A 19,987-nucleotide genomic window follows, 5' to 3' on the forward strand; every position below is an offset into this window, starting at 1 on the left:
AATGCGCGCATTAGCCCTGTTCAGGAAAGATGAGGCTGGCGCTGTGATGGTGGAGTTCGCCATCAGCATGACCCTGCTCCTGACACTTACCCTCGGCTTCGTAGACTTTGGATATGCATGGTACCAATGGAATGCCGCGACCAAAGCCGTGGAGATCGGCGCACGCCTAGCGTCGATTTCGACGCCGATTGCGCCAACGATTGCGGCAGCAGGAACCGCGACGACGCCAGGCGATCCGATTCCCGTCGGCAACTACGACTACACGTGCAATGGCGCCACCGGCGTGTGCAGTTGCTCCGGTTCGGGATGCGTGGCCGGAACTTTTACTGCCGCCAACTTCAATCGCATTTTTCGAGGCGACGCGACGGGTGCGGGCACCTGCCCGCCGCTTAGTGCGGGACAACGGCCGGGCATGTGTCATTTCTTTCCGATGCTCCAGCCAGCCAATGTGATCGTCAGATATACGGCCACCGGGCTTGGTTACCAGACCCGCCCGGGCGGACCGGTACCGACGATCACCGTCAGCTTGCAGAACGTGACCTTCCAGTTCTTCTTCCTGGGCGGACTGCTCGGTTTCGACAACATCACCATGCCCTCCATGCTGAGTACGGTAACGGGCGAAGATTTGAAGAGTACCGCGTCATGAATGCCATCAACACCAAGGTTACACCAACCAAGCGAAAGCAGGTGGCGCTGTTCTCGTCGGATGCGAATTTCAAGCGCGATGTGGCGACGCGGCTCGACGCGCTGGCGATCTACGACGTCAGGGTTTCCGAGACCGGCGACTTCCTTAGGGGTCCGCCCGCGGACACGCGCCCCGGCATCGTCATCCTCGACCTTGGCAATGGCGAGTTGCTCGGCCAGCCCGGCATCGTCGAGGCGCGCTCCAAATGGGCAACCGTGCCGCTGATCGCGGTCTCCGACGAGCTGTCGTCGGAGCAGACGCGTGTGCTGGTGCGCATGAACGCTTCGGACTGGCTGCACAAGCCGCTCGACGGCAAGGAACTGCTGAACGCGGTGACCTTCCACGACACCGGCAACCAGGGAACGAAAAGCCGCATCATCACTTTCATCAGCGCCAGCGGCGGCGCCGGCGCGACGACGCTCGCTTTGTCGGCGGCCGAACACCTGGCATCGAAATCGACAGAACGCGGGGCTTCCACCTGCCTGGTCGACCTCGATTTCCAGAGCGCCAATTGCGGCGCCTATCTCAACCAGTTCAACCAGTTCGACCTCGGCGGCATCATCGGCCAGCCGGAGAGGCTCGACGTCGAGCTGATGGATGTCATCAAGCTCTCGCGCCCGTCCGGGCTGACGCTCTATTCCTTCGAGAGGCCGCAATTGCCTTTCGAGCCGCAGGGCGCCGATTTCGTGTTTCGGCTGCTGGACCTCGTCGCCTACCGGTTCGACGACATCGTCATCGACCTGCCGAACATCGAGACGCCCTGGCACAATTCCGTGCTGTCGACGAGCGATGAGATCTTCATCGTCTTCGAACTCAACGTCGCCTCGCTGCGGCAAGGCAAGCGGCTCTACAAGAAGATCCGTGAGTTGCGTGGCAATGCTGTCAGCATCACCCTGGTCGCCAACAAGCACAAGCGCAAATGGTTCGGGAACCACTTTTCGCGCAGCGAGCTGGAAAAGATTTTCAAGGCGCCGCACATCAAGTCGGTCGCGCTGGACAATGCGCTTCTGACCGATGCCTTGAACCGTGCTATCCTGCCTGCCGAGGTGGATGGGCGTGCGCGCTTCAACAAGGACCTGAAGCGGATGTTCAAAGAGCGGCTCGATGACGCTGCCAAATAGGGGGCGGCCAAGTAGGTATCGGATTGGCCCGGGATTGGCCTGCGTCATGAGCATTGCGCTGATGATGCTGGTCCAGGATTTCGCCAGCGCACGATCGGCACTTTCGGATCGGCCGCCGCTGCCGGCAATGGGCCCCAGCCTGCGCAAGACAGTTGCCTTCGAGACGACAGAACAGCCCGGAACAATCGTTATCCGCAAGGACGAGAAAGCGCTTTACCTGGTGACCCGACAAGGCCAGGCGCTTCGCTATCAGATCAGCGTCGGACGCGACGGATTTGGCTGGACCGGAGTGGTCGAGGTGGGGGCGAAGACCGAATGGCCGGAATGGCGCCCACCCCGCGAGATGCGCGCCCGCCAGCCGGACCTGCCGCAAATGGTGCCTGCCGGTCCTTACAATCCACTTGGCGCCAGGGCGCTCTATCTGCTTCGGAACGGGCGTGACACGCTCTATCGGATACACGGAACCAACGATCCGTCCGGGGTTGGCTTTGATGGAACATCGGGGTGTTTTCGCCTTACCAACACCGATGTGATCGATCTCTTCAGGCGCGTCGCGATCGGCGCAAAGGTGGTGGTTCAATGACGATGATCAGCGAACCGGACATGCCGGCAATCGAGATTGGGACAGCAACCCACATTGGAGAGCAAGCTGCCGTTGTGAAACCGAGCGACAGAAGCATTGTCGGCGCCGTCATCATCGGCACGTCCCTGCTCACCTTGGTGAACATAATAGCCGCAGTCTATCTCTACCGCGGCATCAGCGATATGCGCTTTCTGGAAGGGCGCCTGGAACAACTCGGGACGTTTGAACAACGAATCGGCAGCCAGTTGGATACGGTCAACAACGGTTTTCAGAGCCGATTTGAAAAACTGGACAGTCAACTGCAGAGCAGCTTTGGCGAAATCAACCGGAGCATGGCCCGGCTGGCACAGAACCAGCCTCTTGCACGTGACGAAGTCATGTCGAGCCCAACGGAACCTTCGATGGTCGCGACCGGCAGCATGGCGGAGGCGCCTGCTGTTCTCGATGGTGAAGACGCGACCGAGCCCAGCGTCGTCGATACACCGCGTCCGCCCAAAAGGAGGATTGCAGCTGCAGCGCCTGCCCCAAGCCCCGACTACCAGCGCATAGAGCAGGCCGACGGCAAGGTTTACTACCGGAAGATCAACTAACGCCGGAAAAAGGTGGGGCTATCCTAGAGATCTCGCTGCAGAGCAACGAGCCTAGCGGCCAGCGCTTCGGACCGCTGTCGGGTTTCGCTGAGGAAGATGACATGGCAGTAGGCGCATGCCGTCACGCCCAGAAACAGCACAAGACTGTTGTTCAAGGTGAAATCGACCGTAAGTTGGAACGGAAGGCCGCCGGGTACCGTGAAAGAGGCGATCGTGCTGGCTGTTTCGGAATGGCTGGTGACAGCGATCATCAACCCGGCGAAAAGCAGGGCGACGTGGTTGGCAAGGAAGAAGAACGCGGCCGACCTTCTTGTGCGGCACGCCATCCAGCAAACCATCGACGCGGCGGCCAGCATCAAGGCATCAAGGACCATCGACGACCCGAGATAAAGATCGACCTGTTGCCAGAACATCGTCGACAGCGGCCTTAGTTCAAGCCAGATCCGCCACATTGCGGGACTGGCCGGATATGCTCCCAGCAAGAAAGTCGCCATGCGCTCCCCTGCCAAGATCAGCAGGATCAGAGCTGGGAAGGCAAAGAGCATTATCGACTTGCGCTTCATGTCACCCTCGACAAACTGGCAACAAGATAGCTTGCAGAGATTGAGCGAGGCTTAACGGAGCGTTGGTGGTGCCGCGGCAGCGCAGCCGGCGGCGCATGGCAGCTGCATATCAGAAAGCGCCATGCGCCATTAGTTGTTTTGGGTGAGCACGAGCGTCACCACCTTCGGCTCGACTCGTTGCAGACATCGTTCCGGAATATTGGGCCACATCGCCTTGGCGCATCCCTCTTCGCCTGGCGCCGGCGCCAGCGAGAGTTCTGAGCTACGGGCTTCCTCGGCGGTCGACAGGAATACCTGTGTAGCCAGCGCGGTCGCCATGGATACCTGGACGAGGATAAGAGCGTAAGCGAAACTTCTGATCATCCGCTCGCAACGCCGAATTCGCGAACTGGTTCCAATGGCCTGGCTACCGGGTAACCACGATCGCGATTCTTGGCTCCTCGCAGTGAATTTTGCCATTCAATACCGGCGGATGTTGAACGAAGTACGCGTCTTGTCCTTGGCCGCCTTTCCAGAATACGACGCGTACTCGCGAAAGGTGCCGATGCTCGTCCCTTTTTCGCGAAGGTTGACGCTAGCCGCGCATTGATGGCCAGCAGTCGGGGTCGGTTCCGGTAGGGCGCGCGCCGGCATTCATCGCTGATCCGGTGCCGCTTGAACGTCCGCTCTTGACACCCTTGAAACTAGAGGCCCCCGAATTCGCCTCCGAATGTCAGTAATTGCGAGAGCGCTTCGGGCAATCCCGGAAAGAGCAATCCCACTTCAATCGCGATTACCGCGAGGACTTGGAGAAGGACGATGCGAGCCAGGCTGGAGCGGAACGGCTCCTTGCGCGTCTTGTGCCGGATCGTCTTTTGCGCGATCACAGTCCCGATGCTACCGCCAATGATGGCGAGTGTAAGAAGCGTCGACTCTGGAATGCGTTGGGCACCGTTTTTGGCCATAGCCTTGTCGAACGAGATGGTGGCGTAAGCCAGCAAGTTTACCGCGACAGCGTAGCCGATGACCCCGATTGCAAACTGCCCCGGCATGCGCTCCTCCACCTTCGGGCCAGTATAACCTAAGCCCGCTAAATCATCGGATGGCAACGGGTCCATCTAAATGGGCTATCTGAAACGTCGTCATGGTGACACGAAGTGACCGACCAGCCTGTCGAGTTCATCCTGCGTGGGGCGCCTGTCGCGCTGATGCCCTTTCCAACCACGCGAAGCCTCTTCAGGGCAATACGCGCGAGATCAACCGGTTCGACCTTGACGGGCAGATCGTGCACCGCAGCGGCATGAGCCAGAATGAGTTTTACAAAGCCAATGTCGATGCCGAGCGTCATCGGTCCGGCACCTTGGGCGGCCCGGTCGCGACCAAAACGAATGAGCCGTTCGCGATCAAGGGCAGCTATGTTGCACTTCCCCAGATGTCTTTGGAGCATATCGAGGGCTGCGGCCTTGGAGCGGCGAGGGGACTTGCCTACATCGCACATGTCGTCGATATGAAGGTCGATGGGTTCGCCGAAAGTTTTCAGGCGCGCTATACGGACTTGGTCGGCGTCTCACCGTGATCGACTTGGCGCTCGGTTTAGGTTGCCCAGCGCCTGGCGTCGTCTCGGCGCAGAAAGGTCTCGCTAACGTAGCGACCCTTGCGACGGACTTGGACACGCCATGAACCGGACGAGAGTTTTGTGTAGGTGGCCATTTTCTCGTGTGCGCTCCGTGTGCACTGAGAGATCGAAACGTGGCGAAAAGGGTCGTATTCTGGCGTAAATTCGCGTGCACTCGGGCTGCTCTAACGATTTGATGTTAAAGAAAAAATGCTGAAAAATCAAGATCATAGACTGGCTATTGCACCCATGATGGATTGGACGGACCGGCATTGCCGGTTCTTCCACCGCCAGTTGACGCAGCGTGCGCTGCTCTACACCGAAATGGTGGTGGCGGACGCTGTCATCCATGGTGCGCGCGAGCGGCTGCTTGGTTTTGACGAGACCGAACATCCGGTGGCACTGCAACTCGGTGGCTCCGATGCGCAAAAGCTGGCCGAGGCGGCGCGCATCGGCGAGGCGTTCGGTTACGACGAAATCAATCTCAATGTCGGCTGTCCGTCCGACCGGGTCCAATCCGGCACGTTCGGCGCCTGCCTGATGAAAGTGCCTGACCTCGTCGCCGATTGTGTGGAGGCGATGAAGGCGGCGGTGAAAATCCCGGTGACGGTTAAATGCCGCATCGGCGTCGACGAGCAGGATCCGGAGCCCGCGCTCGACGCGCTGGCCGACGGCGTTTTCGCGGCCGGCGCCGACGCGCTGTGGGTGCATGCGCGCAAGGCTTGGCTGGAGGGTCTGAGCCCGAAGGAAAATCGCGACATCCCGCCGCTCGACTATGACAGGGTCTATCGCCTCAAGGCTAGAAAATCGAACAAATTCATTGGCATCAATGGAGGCGTTCAATCGCTAGAAGAGGCGGCTCGCCACCTCGATCATGTCGATGGCGCCATGCTTGGCCGCGCCGCCTACCACACGCCAGGCATCCTGGCCGGCGTCGACGCGGCATTCTACGGCGACAAGGCCGGCGCCTACGATTTTGCCGCGCTGATCGACACGATGGCCGACTACGCCGCGCGGCATATCGAGCAGAGCGGGCGGCTCGGCCACGTCACCCGCCACATGGTCGGGCTGTTCCACGGCCTGCCGGGCGCGCGCCGCTTCCGGCAGATACTGTCCACCGACGCGACGAAACCCGGCGCCGGACCGGATGTGCTGAAGGCAGCGTTCGCTGCCGTCGATTTCGACCGTGTTGAAAAGGCCGCTTAAGCAGTTCAGTCGCGCAGAATCATCCGGTCGCCGCGCACGTCGAAACCCGACAGGGAACCGATGAAGTTCATGCCGAGCAGGCTCTGGCTGAGCGCGCCGGGCGCGGCGACCATCACCTGCATGTTCTTGCGCACGATGCCGCCGATCGCCAGTTCGTCGGTGCGCACCGAAGCGGCGCGTGCCATGCCATTGGCGGTCGAGACCGGGACGGTGAAGCTCAGCGCGGCCGGATTGAAGCCGGCCGCCTGCGCGTCTTCGGCGGTGAGCACTGTACTGGTCGCGCCGGTATCGACGACGGTGAGGATCGGCGCGCCGTTGATCGTGATGCGGGCCTCGAAATGGCCGCTGTCGGCCTTGTCCAGGGTCACGGTGGCATGGCCGTCCTCGACGCCGAGCGCCAGCGGGCTGCCGGGAACCAGGCCCGCCGTCACCCGGCTGGCGAAATCCTGCAACTCGTAGCGGTACTGGTAGCCGGCGACGAGCGCCAGCACGATCAGGGCCCACGTGCCGAGATTGCGGGCCATGACGCCGAGCGGCCTGCCGGACCGGACAAGGCCGGCGCTGACCAGCAAGCCGATCGCCCCCAGCCAGACCAGACGGCTGAAATCGTAATTCTCGATGCCGAACGTGCTGCCGGCGTCGTTGTTGATCATCAGCAGCACCAGCCCGAGGCCGATTGCCGCCATCACGATCCAGAACAGCCGGTTCATTGGACCTGCCGTTTCAAGAGAGGACGTCGCGCTCGCGCGCCATGCGGCTGCGGCGTGTTTCCCGGCGCGGCCGGCGCTCGACCGTTTCCAATCGGGCCGGCAACTCGGCCATGACGCTGCGGCGTACCTCCGGCGTCATCCCCATCCAGGCGCCGATTTCATCGCGCGTGCGGCCACAGCCGAAGCAGAAGCCGGTTTTCATGTCGATCGAACAGACCAGGATGCACGGGGATTCGATGGCCGTCATGACTTTCTCTTGAAGGTTCCGTCCGGAATCCCTCGTTCCATCTCCACATGGTGCAACGGCAAAGCCAATGCAAGCCCTTCGGAATGCGGCGCGGGCAACCGCTTTCGCGCCAATGTCGAGGGGAGTTGTGCTGGCCGGGCAAGGCGGTTATGCCGCTGATCAACCACAGGGAATGATCAGGACCGACATGACCAGCGCGCTGCCCTTCGACGACTTTCGCAATCTGCTGGCGAGCCTGCCGCCTGCCGACACAGTCGCGGAAAACAGGGTGCGCACCCTGTTTTCCAAGGCCGACAAGCCGAAAGCCTCGCTTGGCCGCATCGAGGACATCGCCGCCTGGCTTGCTGCCTGGAGCGGGCGCGCCCCGCCGGCGGTGAACCGGCCCCTGGTGGCGATCTTCGCCGGTAACCATGGCGTGACCCGCCACGGCATCTCGCCGCGCCCTGTCGCTGAGACCGCAAACGCCGTTGAGCTGTGCGCCGCCGGCGGTGCGGCAATCAACCAGATTTGCGTCGCCAACAATCTTGGCCTCAAGGTGTTCGATCTGGCGCTGCACATTGCGACCGCCGACATCACCGAGGACGCCGCCCTCGACGAACGCGGCTGCGCCGCCACCATGGCCTTCGGCATGGAAGCCATTGCCGGTGGCTCCGATCTGATTTGCCTCGGCGATCTCGGCGTCGGCAACTCCACCGTTGCGGCGGCTTTGTGCGCCGCCCTGTTCGGTGGCAGCGGCGCCGACTGGGTCGGCCCCGGCTCCGGTGCCGACGCGGCCATGCAGGCGCGCAAGGCTGATGTAGTCGATGCAGCCGTCGCCTTCCATGGTGCGGCTCTGAAGGACCCGTTGGAAGCACTGCGCCGGGTCGGTGGCCGCGAGTTTGCCGCCATTGCCGGCGCCATCCTCGCCGCCCGGATGCAAAAAATCCCGGTGCTGCTCGACGGCTTCGCCGCGACCGCTGCCGCTGCCGTGCTGCATGCCGCCAACCCGGGTGCGCTCGACCATTGCCTGCTGGCCAGCCAGTCGCCTGAACCCGGCCAAAGGCTTGCCGCCGAGCGGCTCGGCCTCAGGCCGCTGTTCGATCTCGGCATCAGCCACGGCGAAGGGGTAGGGGCCGCCCTTGCCGCCGGTCTGGTCAAGGCGGCGGCGCTTACCAGTTCGGGCATGGCGGCGGCGGTCAAAGCCTAGAACAAGCTTTCAACGTCGGCGGGCCGCCGCCACGGTCTTGGTTGGCAGCGCCGGCAGTTCCTCCATCACTCGGGCGAGCGGGAAGATGGCGATTGCCTCGGTGCCTTCGCGCAATTTCGACTGAAGTTCGAATTCGCCGCCATGCATGGCGAGCAGGCCCTGCACAATCGGCAGTCCGAGCCCGGTGCCCTGTTCGGCGCTCTTGATGGCGATCGAGCCCTGGCCGAAGGCGGACAGCACGATCGGGATTTCGTCTTCCGGTATGCCCGGCCCATTGTCCTTGACCGAAATGTACTGGCCGCCGCCCGCCGTCCAGCCGACGCGCACGCGAACTTCGCCGCCGGTGGCGGTGAATTTGATGGCGTTGGACAGGAGGTTGAGCGTGATCTGCCGCACCGCGCGCTCGTCGGCGAACAGCCGCGGCAGGGCACTTTCGAAATCCTGGACGATGCGGATGTCCTTGTTGCGCGCCTTCAATTCCATCATGTGGCAGCAATCTTCGGCGATGTTGAGCAGCATCACCGGCTCTTCGTTGAGCTGATAGCGGCCGGCCTCGATGCGCGACAGATCGAGGATTTCGTTGATCAGGTCGAGCAGATGCTGGCCGGAATCGTGCACGTCGCGGGCGTAGTCGCGATAGGTCGGGTTGCTCATCGGCCCGAGCACCTCATTGGCCATCACCTCGGAAAAACCGAGAATGGCGTTGAGGGGCGTCCTGAGCTCATGGCTCATCGAAGCAAGGAAGCGCGACTTCGCCAGATTGGCGTCTTCGGCCCGCCGACGAGCTTCGTCCGACATCGATTTCGCGGTCTCCACCTCGGCGAGCAGCGCATCCTTTTCGGAGCGGAAGGACAGAAGTATCAGCGACGAGCGGTTGAGATGGCGCGCGATGTAGGCAAAGAACGGCAATGCCGCGACCAGCAGGGCGACCATGATCGTCCCGACCGGCACCCAAAATTGCGTTTCGGCATAGGCATAGACCGCCACCGGAACGACGAAGGTGGCAAGCAGCGAGCCGCGCAAGGACGACGCCATGATAGCGGTCGTCGCCATGGCCAGCAGCAGCACCACCGCCTTGGCCACCTGGAACTGGTCGATCTGGCAGGTGGCGCAGCCGAGCCAGGCGAACCACGCCCAGCCGAGGCCGCACAGCGAATGGCCGATCAGAAAATCCCTGCGGGTGCGAACAGGGTTGAGCTCGGCAGCTTCGGTGCGGCCGACGCGCCGCGCCATGAAGGCGACGATCGAATAGCAGATCAGGGTGAACAGCGCCCAGACGCTGATCTGTTTGTCCACACCGGCCAGCAGCCCGGCCGCCGCGACCGCCAACACCAGCAGTGGGATGACGGCTGCGCCGCCCACCATGGTCCCGGCGTGCAGCTTCAGCAGCTCGCGGTCGAAGTCGAGATTGCCGACCTGCTGCGAAAGACGGTCGCGCGTCTTGCGCACCGCGCGCGCCACATCGCTGTTGCGGTGCGGTTTCCGGCGGTCCACAATGAATTTATCCGCTGTGTTCGAGCGTAGCAGAGGCATGGAAACTTCGATTTATGCGCGCAGCGATCTCAATTCGTTAAGCTACGTTCGAATGATTAAGAGACTGTTTGCCATATGAGCCGTTCGTGGTCGCCAAGGCCGCCCCGGCGATACTATCCGCCGCCGCCGCGAAGCCTGTGGCGCAAGCTGCTGGATTACGCGCTGACGGTCATTCTGCTCGGCCTGCTGATCCTGCTCGCCGCACGCCTTGACCGTTTCGAGACGCGCAAGGCGGAAGGGGTGGCGATCGTCAACGATGGCGATTCACTCACTCTTGGCACCGAACGTATCCGCATGCGCGGCATCGACGCTCCGGAATACCAGCAGATCTGCCGTAGGGATGGCGCAGACTACGCCTGCGGCAGGCTGGCGCGCCAGGCGCTGGTGCGGCTGATATCAGGAAATCCGGTGACCTGCAGCGGCTGGCAGCGCGAGCGCTACGGCCGCCTGCTCGGCGATTGCAAGGCCGGTGGAAAGGATCTCAACCGGGCCCAGGTTGAGGCCGGCTGGGCAATTGCCTATGGCGATTTCGACACCGAGCAGGCCATTGCCCGCGCCGGCAAGGTTGGCATCTGGGCGGCACCTTCGATGCGCCGCAAGACTGGCGCGAAAGCCACCACGGCGGCCCGCTCGAAAGAAAGCACGGCACGCTGGCTTCGGTCGGTGACGCCTTGCGAGAGATGTTTCGCGTCTGGTGACGAGCACTATAGTTGAAGGACCATATCGGGAGGAAAGCATGAAACTGTTCGATGGCGGCCGCGCCCCCAATCCGCGGCGCGTGCGGGTTTTCCTGGCCGAGAAGGGCATCGCAGTGCCACTGGTGCCGGTCGATATGGGTGCGATGGGGCACAAGCAGGAGCCGGTCAGGTCGCGCAACCCGCTGCAGCGGCTGCCGGTGCTGGAGCTCGACGACGGCACCATCCTCACCGAATCCGTCGCCATCTGCCGCTATTTCGAGGAACTGCATCCCGAACCGGCGCTGTTCGGGCAAGGCGCGCTCGGCAAGGCCAAGGTCGAGATGTGGCAAAGGCGCATGGAGTTCAATCTGCTCAGCTGCGTCGCCCAGGCTTTTCGCCACATCCATCCGGCGATGAAGGAATGGGAAATTCCGCAGATCCCCGAATGGGGCGAGGCCAACAAGGCGAAAGCGGTCGAATTCCTGAAACTGCTCGACCCCGAACTGGCAAACCGCGAATTCGCCGCCGGTGACGCCTATTCGATCGCCGATATCACCGGCATGATCGCCATGGATTTCATGAAACCAGCGCGCATCAAAGTGCCGGACGAGTGCACAAACGTGCTGCGCTGGTACAGCGCCGTCTCCAGCCGTCCGAGCGCTTCCGCCTGATGGAGGCGGAACTCGAACGCTTGACGGCAAAGGTCCGCGCCTGCCGCATCTGCGTCGACACTCCGGTCGGCAGGCCACTGCCGCACGAGCCGCGCCCGGTGCTGCTGCCATCATCCAGCGCCCGCATCCTGCTCGCCGGCCAGGCGCCAGGCACAAAGGTGCATTCGTCCGGCATGCCGTTCACCGACCCGTCCGGCGACCGGCTGCGAAGCTGGCTGGGCGTAACCAGCGAGGAATTCTACGACACGGATAAATTCGCCATCGTGCCGATGGGGTTCTGCTTCCCCGGCCAGGACGCAAAGGGCGGCGACCTGCCGCCGCGCCGAGAATGCGCGCTGGCCTGGCGCGCGCCGCTGATGGCGCTGATGCCGCAGATCGACCTCGTTTTGACAATCGGCTCCTACGCGCAATCCTGGCATATGGGCGCCACGCGCCGGCCGTCGCTGACCGAAACCGTGAAGGACTGGCGCACCATCTGGGATGCGCCGGCCAGCCTGAAAGTGCTGCCGCTGCCACACCCGTCATGGCGCAACTCAGGATGGCTGAAGCAGAATCCATGGTTTGAAATGGATTTGCTGCCGTTTCTGAGATCGGAAATCCGCTATCGCATAGATTAGACTTTAAGCAAGATATCACTCGCTTTTGTGCCATCCGGCAGAATTTCTTTCTTGTGAAAGGCCGAAATAAGAGGGAGTATAGCCAATCTATTCCCAAAGCGCGTCGCGCCCGAGGGAACGCGGCCTGCACCAGGAGCACCTCAATGGATCGCCTCGACAGAAAAATTCTCCGCCTCCTGCAGGAGGACGCGACGCTCGCGGTTGCCGATGTCGCCAAGAAAGTCGGCCTGTCGACGACGCCGTGCTGGCGCCGCATCCAGAAGCTGGAGGAAGAGGGAGTCATCAAGCGGCGCGTCGCCATCCTCGACCACGAAAAGGTCAATGTGCGCGTCACCGTCTTCGTGTCGATCCGCACCAATTCGCACAGCCATGAATGGCTGCGGCGTTTCTCGGAAGTCATCCAGGAATTTCCCGAAGTTGTCGAATTCTACCGCATGAGCGGCGACGTCGACTATCTCCTGCGCGTCGTGGTGCCCGATATCGCCGCCTATGACGCCTTCTACAAGCGGCTGATCGCCAAGATCGAGATCCGCGACGTGTCGTCGTCCTTCGCCATGGAGCAGATCAAGTACACGACCGAAATGCCGCTCGACTACATGCTGCTGGACAAGGAATCCGGCGCCAACGCGGCCTGAGCGCGGTTGTCCGTGACTGGGCGGTGACGCTGCACAAGCAGGCGGCGCTTAGTTTTTCTTTTTGTTGAGGAAACTCCAGGGCGAGTTGACCGGCAGCGTGATCGTGTCCGGCACCGTGTCGACTGCCACCACATCGGCTTTGCGTACGGTGTAGCCGGACTGGATGATGCTGACGCCGTCGAGAATGAACAACTGGCTCTTCTCCAAGCCGGGCCGCAAGGCGCCGGTCACGGCAACCGACTCATAGGCCTGCGACATCTTGTAGGGACGGGCCGGCGTCACCAGCACGATCTGGTTGGGCGGCGGCGTCGGCATGTGGCTGCAAGCGCCTGTCCACGGCACCAGCAGGAACTGGTAGACGAGATCGCCATCACGGTCGACCGGCAATGCATAGCCGGCTAATTGTACCGTCTTGTCCTGCAGGTTGAGCGACAATGTCTCGCCACGATCGGGCAGTTTTGCCGCAATCATCGGCAGGCCGGCATCTTCGGCCACCGCCTGCGTCGCCGGGCGGAGATCCTTCCAAAAGATATGCGCGGTTTGCGCTGAGGCGTCGAAGGTACCGGCTGTCAACAACGCGGCTGCAAGCGCGAGGGTCGATTGGAGATGTTTGGCCATAGGCCGAGTAAAGACGTCCTGGCCAATTGCGTCAACGCTTGAGCCGCATCATATGTCTGCGAGAGCCGGCGGCCAGGTTGCGTTGGCAAACGGGTTGCCAGGTCAGCCTTTTCTGGCGGCGATCCGCTCGATGATCTTGGCATTGGTGAGTTCCCGTACGGCGTCCTTGCCAATCCAGCGAGCCGTCTTGTCGGTCGACTGGGCCAGCCGTTCGGCCACGGCAAGGGCAGCGCCGTGCATCTCCAACGATCGCTTGCCGATCGAACGAAGCGCCCAGTTTACCGCCTTCTTCACGAAATTGCGGCTGTCGGCGGCATGCGCTTCGATGATCGGCAGGAAGCCAAGGAAAGTCGCCACCGGCTCCTGCTTCCGGTGCACGACGGACCACGCCATCATGGCAAAGGCCGTGCGTCGAACGAACTCGCGCTCGTCCGCCGCGAACTCTTCGATCAGCTCCTTCCAGGCGTCCGTGTCGACGAAGAGATCGGAGACGCCGTCGACGATATCCCAGGAATCGAAGGATGCGGCCCATTGTCGTGCATCCGCGGCTGAGAAGCGCTTCGGGTCGGCCGTGACGGAAGCGATGAATTGCGCCTCCATGATGCCGGTCTGCCAAAGTTCGAAAGCTCGCTCGTGTTTGCGCTTGATCTTTTTGGCGATCTGCCGCTGCATGCCATGCGAGATGCCGAGCGCGCGCTCGATCTTGATGCCGTAGCGCAGCATACCGCGGCGATTGTCCTCCGAGCCGATCGAGCGCAAATGGGCGACGATCTCATCGGCGCTCGATTGGGGCGAAAGCTCGGCCATTGCGAACGCCTATTTTTCCAGGCGCGCCAGCAAGGACGAGGTGTCCCAGCGCTTGCCGCCCATCGCCTGCACATCCTTGTAGAACTGGTCGACAAGGGCGGTCACCGGCAGTCTCGCGCCATTGCGGTCGGCTTCATCGAGGCAGATGCCGAGATCCTTGCGCATCCAGTCGACGGCAAAGCCGAAATCATATTTACCGGCATTCATCGTCTTGTGGCGGTTCTCCATCTGCCAGGACCCGGCAGCGCCCTTGGAAATCACCTCGATGACCTTCTCGATGTCGAGCCCGGCCTTCTTGCCGAAATGGATGCCTTCGGCCAGTCCCTGAACCAGCCCGGCAATGGTGATCTGATTGATCATTTTCGTGAGCTGGCCGGCGCCCGACGGACCCATCAGCCCGACCATCCGGGCAAAGGCGTCGATGACCGGGCTGGCCTTGTCGAAGGCAGCCTGCTCGCCGCCGACCATCACCGTCAGCACGCCGTTCTCGGCGCCCGCCTGCCCGCCGGAAACCGGCGCGTCGAGGAAGGAAAAGCCGGCCTTTTCAGCGGCGTCGGCCAGTTCGCGCGCGACTTCGGCCGAAGCGGTGGTGTTGTCGATGAAGACCGAGCCTTTTTTCATCGCGGCGAAGGCGCCATCGGCCCCGGTCGTCACCGAGCGCAGATCGTCGTCATTGCCGACGCAGGAGAAGACGAAATCCTGGCCCTCTGCGGCGTCCGCCGGCGTCGCGGCAGACTTGCCGCCATGCTGGGCCACCCATTGTTCCGCCTTCGCCGCGGTGCGGTTGTAGACGGTGACGTCGTGGCCGCCTTTGTTCCTGAGGTGCCCGGCCATGGGATAGCCCATCACGCCAAGACCGAGAAATGCCACAGATGCCATGAGTTTGCCCTTCAGACGGAACGGAATTGTCTTGGAAAGCTCTAGGCTCTACGCGCCATTCGTCAAGACGCGCATGAGCCGATCGACTGGTACAGCCGACCGCTCAGCGGATCAGATGAATGGTGATCCGCCGCTCGATCCATTCGACGCCATGTCGCAGGATCTCGACCATCACCAGATAGACGATGGCGACCCAGACATAGGCCTGGAAGTCGAAGGACTTGGCGTAGGCGAGCTTCGCGTTGCCCATCAAATCATAGACGGTGATGATGGCAACGATGGCGGAGGCCTTGATCATCAAGACGAGTTCATTGCCGTAGGGCCGGAGCGCCACGATAAACGCCTGCGGCAGGATGACCTTGCGCAGCGTCTGCAATTTGTGAAGGCCGAGCGAAGCAGCGCCCTCCCATTGGCCTCTCGGAACACTTTCTATGGCGCCGCGCAGGATTTCGGCCTGGTAGGCGGCGGTGTTGAGCGCGAAGGCAAACACACCGCAATTGAAGGCGTCGCGGAAGAACCACCACAGTCCGACGGATTCGAGCTGCACCCGGAATGAGCCCAGGCCGTAATAGACGAGATAGACTTGGACGAGCAGTGGCGTGCCGCGGAAGAAATAGACGTAGCAATAGGCCAGGACGGACAAATAGCGGTTCTTCGACATGCGGGCATAGGTGACGGGCAGCGAAAAGAGCGCGCCGAGCACCATCGAGATGGCCACCAGCGCAAGCGTGGTTCCCAAGCCCTGCAGATAGGCAGGCGCGTATCTGGCGAAGAACTCGCCATTCCAGGCGTAAACCAGATAGACGGCGATGCCGATGCCGAACAGGATCCAGAAGCCGACCAGTGCATAGCCGACGACACGGGCTCGCGGCCAGCCCCGCGCCCGTGGTGGTGGCTTCTCGATGTCGACGGCGGCGCGCGTCACGACGCTCATCGTGCCTCCCTCCGCCCGAGCGAACGCAGGATGAAGCCGGTGGCGATCGACGACAGGATGGCAAGGATGAGAAACACCATCGCCGCGACGCTGTAGAACAGGAAGGAATGTTTGGTGACACGGGCCGCCACGCCGGCGTTGCGCAAGGTTTCAGCCAGATTGACGACCGACACCAGGGCGGTGTCCTTGAGCAGGCTCAGCCAGCAATTCTCGAGGCCGGGGAAGGCGATGCGCAGCAGCTGCGGCAGGATCACCTTGCGCATCGTCTGCCATTTCGACAGCCCGATGGCATAGCCGCCTTCATACTGGCCCTTCGGAATGGCGCGAAAGGCCGAAAGGAAGACTTCGCTGGAATAGGACGAAAAGATAAGCGACAGCACGATCATGCCGGCGAGGAAGCTGTCGACATCGACCGTCGCTTCCGGCCTGAACAGACGGATGACATACTGCAAGAGGATCGGCATGCCGAAGAAGAACAGGAAAAGCGTCACCAGTTCCGGCAGTCCGCGAAACACCGTGGTGTAGATGTTGGCAGCCACGCGAAGCGACGGCTCTTCGGATTGTTTCGCCCAGGCGACGAAAAAACCGATCGTCAGGCCGATCGGCAGTGTCGCCAGCGCGAGCGCAATGGTGACCAGTGCGCCATAGGCAATATCGTCAATCCAGCCATCGGGTCCCCAAGTGAGAAGTATCCATATGTTCTGGCTTGGCATTGACGGGTCTTGTCTCCACTTCTGTCAGGCCAAGGCGGCAGGAGGAAACTTCCCCTGCCGCCTTGTTTCAGACGTTCAGGACTCGGCGCCGAAGACGTCGAACTTGAAGTACTTGTCGTTGATTTCCTTGTACTTTCCGTTAGCGCGGATTGCGTCGATGGCGCTGTTCAACTTGTTGACCAGATCCGTCTCGCCCTTGCGCACGGCGATGCCGGCGCCCGGTCCAAAGATATCGACCGGCTGCGGCGAGGGCTGGCCGAGAATCTTGCAGCAGGCGCCATCAGGCGAATCCAGGAACTGCTGCAACACGACGATATCGTCCTCGATCGCGTCGAGACGCCCGTTGGCGAGATCGGCCTGCTCTTCGGGGCTGCTCGGATAGCCCTTGACCGTGCTGTCCGTATAGGTTTTCGAGGCGTAATTGAAATGCGTCGTCGTGGTTGCGACGCCGATGGTCTTGCCGGCCAGGTCTTCCTTGGTCACGCCCTTGAGGGTCGAATCCTTGGGTACCGCGATCGCCGACGGCGTGTTGTAGTATTTGTGGGTGAAGTCGACCTTCTCGGCGCGCTCCGGCGTGATCGACATCGAGGCGACGATGGCGTCGAACTTGCCGGCCTGCAGAGCCGGAATGATGCCGTCCCAATCCTGGGCGACGAAGGTGCACTTGACCTTCATCTCGTCGCAGAGCGCCTTGGCGATGTCGATGTCGAAGCCCACGAGCTGGCCGTCCGAGGTCAGGTTGTTGAATGGGGGGTAGGCGCCTTCGGTGCCGATTCTCAGGGTCGTTTCCTGAGCCTGGGCGACGCCGAGCGTCAGCAGCGCAGCCGATGCGGCGAGCGCGATACGCAGTGCAATACGCATGATAGTCCTCTCTTTATGGCTCCCGGCCGTCGTTCCGGAACGGCTCTGTGGGGCGGTGCTTTTGACCGCCCGCTGGCGCGATACTCCCACTGTTTTCGGGAGAAAAGCAACTGTAAAACCGTTGCTTGCGGGATTTGCGGGTCCAGCCAATGCCGACGCCGGGTTAATGCATGTCGCCCAAAAGTGCGCAGCGGTTTTGGGACGACGACATGCATAAATAAAACAACCTGAAGCGCGTCGCATGAGGCCGTTCAGGCGCGACGCGCTTAGACAATGCAACGGCGGAAGAGGGCGGCTGACCCGGGCGAGGGCAGGGGCCTCAAGGTTTGAGGCCGGTCATGCTCTCGATGAAGTCGGCTATCCCTCCCGTGTCGTCGAGATCGAACACAGGCAGGCTTTCGCCGGTAACCGCGAAGTCGGCGGCAATCGCCACGATATGTCCGTCGTTCGCCGACAGCGGCGAGCGGTCCTTGGCCTCCCGCCGCCGGGTCTCGATCTTTTTGTGCGCCTCGCGCTTGTAGCCTTCGACCAGCACGATGTCGCACGGGGCCAACCGCGACAGGACCGTCTCCAGCGTCGGCTCGTCCTCACCGCGCAATTCATGCATCAGCGCCCAGCGTTTGCCCGACACCACCGCGACTTCGGTGGCGCCCGCCTGGCGGTGACGAAAGCTGTCGGCGCCAGGCTTGTCGATGTCGAACTCATGATGGGCGTGTTTGACCGTCGACACTGTCCAGCCGCGCCGGACGAGCTCTGTGACCAGCTTCTCGGTCAGTGTGGTCTTGCCGGAATTCTTCCAGCCGGTGATGCCGAAGATGTTCATGGGCCGATGCTCTGCAACAGACGCTCGGCCACCGCAAGGTCGTGCGGTGTGTTGATGTTGAAGAACGGGTCGATCTCGTCACTGCCGTGGGTCAGCAACGGAAATTCCACTTCGACACAGTCGTGCCGCTCGATGAAGGCGGAGACGCGCCTGTTGTCCTCGTCGATCAGGAAATGACGCAAGGCCTCACGCAGCCCGAGCGGCCACAGCGCGAAGGTCGGATGCTGCCGGCCGCCGGAACTGGCAACCGCCATCGAGCCCGGCCGACTGGTCGCGGCAGCGGCCAGCTTTGCCACCAGATCCACCGGCAGGAACGGCGTGTCGCCGGCGGCCGTCGCCAATGCCTTGAAAGCGGTATTCGCTGCCGCCCATTCGAGGCCGGTGAGGATTCCGGCAAGCGGTCCGGCATAGCCTTCGACCGTATCGGCGAGAACCGGAAGACCGGCCGCGGCGAAGCGCGCCGGGTCACCATTGGCGCTGACCGCCAGCGATCCGACCTGCGGCGCCAGGCGGGCAACGACATGGTCGAGAAGCGGACGCCCGCCAAGCCCCAGCAAAGTCTTGTCGCCGCCGCCCATGCGCCGTGACAGGCCTCCGGCGAGGATAATTCCTGCAATGTCTTGGCTCATGGCCAAACTATATGCCGTCCGGCGCCATGTCGGGTCCAGCGCTTTCGGCTGCGGGTTTTTGCCGGCCGGCGACCCGCTCGCGATAGAGCGCGTAGAGGCCGGAGCCGATGATGATGGCGGAGCCGAAGATCATCGGCAGGTCGGGAACATCGCCGAAGATGATGAGGCCAAGCAGCATCGACCAAAAGAGGGCGGTGTAGCGGAATGGCGCAATGAAGGAGATGTCGCCGGCCCGCATTGCCATGATGATGAACTGGTAGCCGATCAGCACCAGCACCGCCGCCAATGCCAACAGTGCCGTGCCTTTGCCGGACATCGGCGTCCAGCCACCCATCGGCGACAGCAGCACGGCGCCAACGATGGTCATGGCGATTGCCGTTGCCGTCGACACCAGCAAGGTCGGGATAGCCCTCGGGATGCGCTTGGTGGCGAGGTCACGTACTGCGCAACAGGCGACGCTGACGAGTGCGTACAGCGAATAGACGCTGAAGCCTTCGAAGCCTGGTCGCACGATGATCAGCACGCCGCCGAAGCCGACGGCGATCGCCAGCCAGCGCCGCCAGCCGACCGCTTCGCTGAATACGAGTGCCGCCCCCATCGTCACCGCCAGCGGCAGCGCCTGCAGCACCGCGGAGACATTGGCGATCGGCAGATGCGCCAATGCGACAAGGAAGGCGACGGTGGCGCCGGCCTCGGCGATCACGCGCAATGCCACCAGCGGCTGCAGCATCGAGCCCGGCCGTGCGAGCGCGCCTTGCTGCCAGGCGAGCAGGCCGACGAGCAGCGACGCAAAGGCGCCGCGCACCAGCATGACTTGCGCCATGTTCATCGATTCCGACGAGAACTTGGTAATGGCGTCGTTGAGGGTGAAGCCGATCATGGCCACCATCATGCACAGCGCGCCGCGAATGTTTGGGGAAAGAGGCAAGGGCGTTACCGGTTTGCAAGAGCAATTCCAGGAAAAGTGTGAAACTGTTTTCCGTCCGGAATTGCGTGAAAACAAAGAACAAAGCGGTTCGACGTTTCGGCGAAACGGTGAACCGCTCAAGCCTGTAGCAGCCGGCGGCAAGACAGCAACGTCAAAGAAATAGGCCACGGATGCTCA

26 protein-coding genes and 1 pseudogene are annotated in these 19,987 nt (G+C 62.2%); 12 read left to right on the forward strand and 15 right to left on the reverse strand.

All coding sequences use genetic code 11. The features are described from left to right. Position 1 precedes the first annotated feature (1 nt). Genes ACYG97_RS08820 through ACYG97_RS08835 form a run of 4 tightly spaced genes read left to right on the forward strand, consistent with a single transcriptional unit; the run spans position 2 to position 2,979 of the window. Positions 2 to 646, forward strand: coding sequence for a TadE/TadG family type IV pilus assembly protein (locus ACYG97_RS08820; RefSeq protein ID WP_023734691.1), 645 nt, complete (start codon positions 2 to 4; stop codon positions 644 to 646). Then, the gene (locus ACYG97_RS08825) at positions 643 to 1,806 is read left to right on the forward strand and encodes an AAA family ATPase (RefSeq protein WP_023734692.1); all 1,164 of its coding nucleotides are present in this window, start codon (positions 643 to 645) and stop codon (positions 1,804 to 1,806) included. Before ACYG97_RS08820 ends, ACYG97_RS08825 begins: the two co-directional genes overlap by 4 nt. After that, positions 1,790 to 2,389: a L,D-transpeptidase gene (locus tag ACYG97_RS08830; RefSeq protein ID WP_023734693.1), complete on the forward strand. Its 600-nt coding sequence runs from the start codon at positions 1,790 to 1,792 to the stop codon at positions 2,387 to 2,389. The genes ACYG97_RS08825 and ACYG97_RS08830 overlap by 17 nt, the downstream gene beginning before the upstream one ends. Beyond that, positions 2,386 to 2,979, forward strand: coding sequence for a hypothetical protein (locus tag ACYG97_RS08835; protein WP_023734694.1), 594 nt, complete (start codon positions 2,386 to 2,388; stop codon positions 2,977 to 2,979). Before ACYG97_RS08830 ends, ACYG97_RS08835 begins: the two co-directional genes overlap by 4 nt. A gap of 23 nt (positions 2,980 to 3,002) precedes the next feature. Here ACYG97_RS08835 and ACYG97_RS08840 read toward each other — a convergent pair whose 3' ends face one another. The 3 genes from ACYG97_RS08840 to ACYG97_RS08850 all read right to left on the reverse strand — a co-directional run bounded on the left by ACYG97_RS08840 (position 3,003) and on the right by ACYG97_RS08850 (position 4,573). Beyond that, positions 3,003 to 3,542, reverse strand: coding sequence for a hypothetical protein (locus ACYG97_RS08840; RefSeq protein ID WP_023714719.1), 540 nt, complete (start codon positions 3,540 to 3,542; stop codon positions 3,003 to 3,005). Positions 3,543 to 3,671: 129 nt separating this feature from the next. Further along, positions 3,672 to 3,860, reverse strand: a complete 189-nt coding sequence (locus tag ACYG97_RS08845) for a hypothetical protein (RefSeq protein ID WP_156931615.1) — start codon at positions 3,858 to 3,860, stop codon at positions 3,672 to 3,674. A gap of 365 nt (positions 3,861 to 4,225) precedes the next feature. Continuing rightward, positions 4,226 to 4,573 (reverse strand): DUF1294 domain-containing protein, encoded by a 348-nt coding sequence (locus ACYG97_RS08850; RefSeq protein ID WP_023734695.1) that lies wholly within the window; start codon positions 4,571 to 4,573, stop codon positions 4,226 to 4,228. Between the two features lie 92 nt (positions 4,574 to 4,665). Between ACYG97_RS08850 and ACYG97_RS08855 the strand changes: the two genes are divergently transcribed. Together ACYG97_RS08855 and dusA are read left to right on the forward strand one after the other, a co-directional pair. Then, positions 4,666 to 5,097, forward strand: coding sequence for a hypothetical protein (locus tag ACYG97_RS08855; RefSeq protein WP_156937242.1), 432 nt, complete (start codon positions 4,666 to 4,668; stop codon positions 5,095 to 5,097). 249 nt (positions 5,098 to 5,346) lie between these two features. Further along, a complete protein-coding gene (gene dusA / locus ACYG97_RS08860) occupies positions 5,347 to 6,342 on the forward strand; it encodes a tRNA dihydrouridine(20/20a) synthase DusA (protein ID WP_023734697.1) in 996 nt (331 codons plus the stop codon). 5 nt (positions 6,343 to 6,347) lie between these two features. Here the strand turns inward: dusA and ACYG97_RS08865 are convergent, their stop codons facing one another. Continuing rightward, entirely contained in the window at positions 6,348 to 7,052 is a 705-nt protein-coding gene (locus tag ACYG97_RS08865) for a TIGR02281 family clan AA aspartic protease (RefSeq protein WP_023734698.1), read from the reverse strand. 13 nt (positions 7,053 to 7,065) lie between these two features. Beyond that, positions 7,066 to 7,299, reverse strand: a complete 234-nt coding sequence (locus ACYG97_RS08870; protein WP_023824914.1) for a DUF1289 domain-containing protein — start codon at positions 7,297 to 7,299, stop codon at positions 7,066 to 7,068. Positions 7,300 to 7,486: 187 nt separating this feature from the next. Between ACYG97_RS08870 and ACYG97_RS08875 the strand changes: the two genes are divergently transcribed. Further along, on the forward strand, positions 7,487 to 8,485 hold the full coding sequence (locus ACYG97_RS08875; protein WP_023690731.1) for a nicotinate-nucleotide--dimethylbenzimidazole phosphoribosyltransferase: 999 nt from the start codon (positions 7,487 to 7,489) through the stop codon (positions 8,483 to 8,485). A gap of 9 nt (positions 8,486 to 8,494) precedes the next feature. Here the strand turns inward: ACYG97_RS08875 and ACYG97_RS08880 are convergent, their stop codons facing one another. Beyond that, entirely contained in the window at positions 8,495 to 10,018 is a 1,524-nt protein-coding gene (locus ACYG97_RS08880) for a sensor histidine kinase (protein ID WP_023734699.1), read from the reverse strand. Between the two features lie 75 nt (positions 10,019 to 10,093). On the opposite strand from ACYG97_RS08880, the pseudogene ACYG97_RS08885 reads away from it, so the two are divergent. The 4 genes and pseudogenes from ACYG97_RS08885 (at position 10,094) to ACYG97_RS08900 (ending at position 12,618) form a co-directional block, all read left to right on the forward strand. Continuing rightward, positions 10,094 to 10,716, forward strand: a pseudogene (locus ACYG97_RS08885) (thermonuclease family protein). Positions 10,717 to 10,754: 38 nt separating this feature from the next. Beyond that, a complete protein-coding gene (locus tag ACYG97_RS08890) occupies positions 10,755 to 11,366 on the forward strand; it encodes a glutathione S-transferase (protein ID WP_023708349.1) in 612 nt (203 codons plus the stop codon). Continuing rightward, positions 11,366 to 11,983: a uracil-DNA glycosylase family protein gene (locus ACYG97_RS08895; RefSeq protein WP_023688514.1), complete on the forward strand. Its 618-nt coding sequence runs from the start codon at positions 11,366 to 11,368 to the stop codon at positions 11,981 to 11,983. Before ACYG97_RS08890 ends, ACYG97_RS08895 begins: the two co-directional genes overlap by 1 nt. A 143-nt stretch (positions 11,984 to 12,126) precedes the next feature. Further along, positions 12,127 to 12,618 carry an Lrp/AsnC family transcriptional regulator gene (locus tag ACYG97_RS08900; RefSeq protein ID WP_023669013.1) on the forward strand — a complete coding sequence of 164 codons (492 nt, stop codon included), beginning with the start codon at positions 12,127 to 12,129 and terminating at the stop codon, positions 12,616 to 12,618. Positions 12,619 to 12,666: 48 nt separating this feature from the next. Here the strand turns inward: ACYG97_RS08900 and ACYG97_RS08905 are convergent, their stop codons facing one another. From ACYG97_RS08905 to ACYG97_RS08945, 9 genes are all read right to left on the reverse strand, one after another. Beyond that, positions 12,667 to 13,236, reverse strand: coding sequence for a DUF3299 domain-containing protein (locus ACYG97_RS08905; protein WP_023734700.1), 570 nt, complete (start codon positions 13,234 to 13,236; stop codon positions 12,667 to 12,669). A 102-nt stretch (positions 13,237 to 13,338) separates the two neighbouring features. Next, a complete protein-coding gene (locus ACYG97_RS08910; protein ID WP_023734701.1) occupies positions 13,339 to 14,043 on the reverse strand; it encodes a DNA alkylation repair protein in 705 nt (234 codons plus the stop codon). 9 nt (positions 14,044 to 14,052) lie between these two features. Then, positions 14,053 to 14,922, reverse strand: a complete 870-nt coding sequence (locus ACYG97_RS08915) for an NAD(P)-dependent oxidoreductase (RefSeq protein WP_023734702.1) — start codon at positions 14,920 to 14,922, stop codon at positions 14,053 to 14,055. A gap of 103 nt (positions 14,923 to 15,025) precedes the next feature. After that, positions 15,026 to 15,856: an ABC transporter permease gene (locus tag ACYG97_RS08920; RefSeq protein ID WP_023734703.1), complete on the reverse strand. Its 831-nt coding sequence runs from the start codon at positions 15,854 to 15,856 to the stop codon at positions 15,026 to 15,028. After that, positions 15,853 to 16,569, reverse strand: a complete 717-nt coding sequence (locus ACYG97_RS08925; RefSeq protein WP_023669007.1) for an ABC transporter permease — start codon at positions 16,567 to 16,569, stop codon at positions 15,853 to 15,855. The genes ACYG97_RS08920 and ACYG97_RS08925 overlap by 4 nt, the downstream gene beginning before the upstream one ends. Positions 16,570 to 16,644: 75 nt before the next feature. Then, on the reverse strand, positions 16,645 to 17,430 hold the full coding sequence (locus tag ACYG97_RS08930; protein ID WP_023688509.1) for an ABC transporter substrate-binding protein: 786 nt from the start codon (positions 17,428 to 17,430) through the stop codon (positions 16,645 to 16,647). Positions 17,431 to 17,749: 319 nt separating this feature from the next. Further along, positions 17,750 to 18,253: a molybdopterin-guanine dinucleotide biosynthesis protein B gene (mobB, locus tag ACYG97_RS08935; protein ID WP_023708354.1), complete on the reverse strand. Its 504-nt coding sequence runs from the start codon at positions 18,251 to 18,253 to the stop codon at positions 17,750 to 17,752. Then, positions 18,250 to 18,882 (reverse strand): molybdenum cofactor guanylyltransferase MobA, encoded by a 633-nt coding sequence (gene mobA, locus ACYG97_RS08940; RefSeq protein WP_023708355.1) that lies wholly within the window; start codon positions 18,880 to 18,882, stop codon positions 18,250 to 18,252. Before mobA ends, mobB begins: the two co-directional genes overlap by 4 nt. Positions 18,883 to 18,889: 7 nt before the next feature. Continuing rightward, positions 18,890 to 19,810: a DMT family transporter gene (locus ACYG97_RS08945; protein WP_023708356.1), complete on the reverse strand. Its 921-nt coding sequence runs from the start codon at positions 19,808 to 19,810 to the stop codon at positions 18,890 to 18,892. Here ACYG97_RS08945 and ACYG97_RS08950 point away from each other — a divergent pair. Then, positions 19,761 to 19,973, forward strand: coding sequence for a hypothetical protein (locus tag ACYG97_RS08950; protein WP_196813887.1), 213 nt, complete (start codon positions 19,761 to 19,763; stop codon positions 19,971 to 19,973). The two genes, ACYG97_RS08945 and ACYG97_RS08950, sit on opposite strands and share 50 nt — an antisense overlap. Positions 19,974 to 19,987: the final 14 nt, after the last annotated feature.

The sequence above is a fragment of the Mesorhizobium sp. W067 genome (assembly GCF_054719525.1).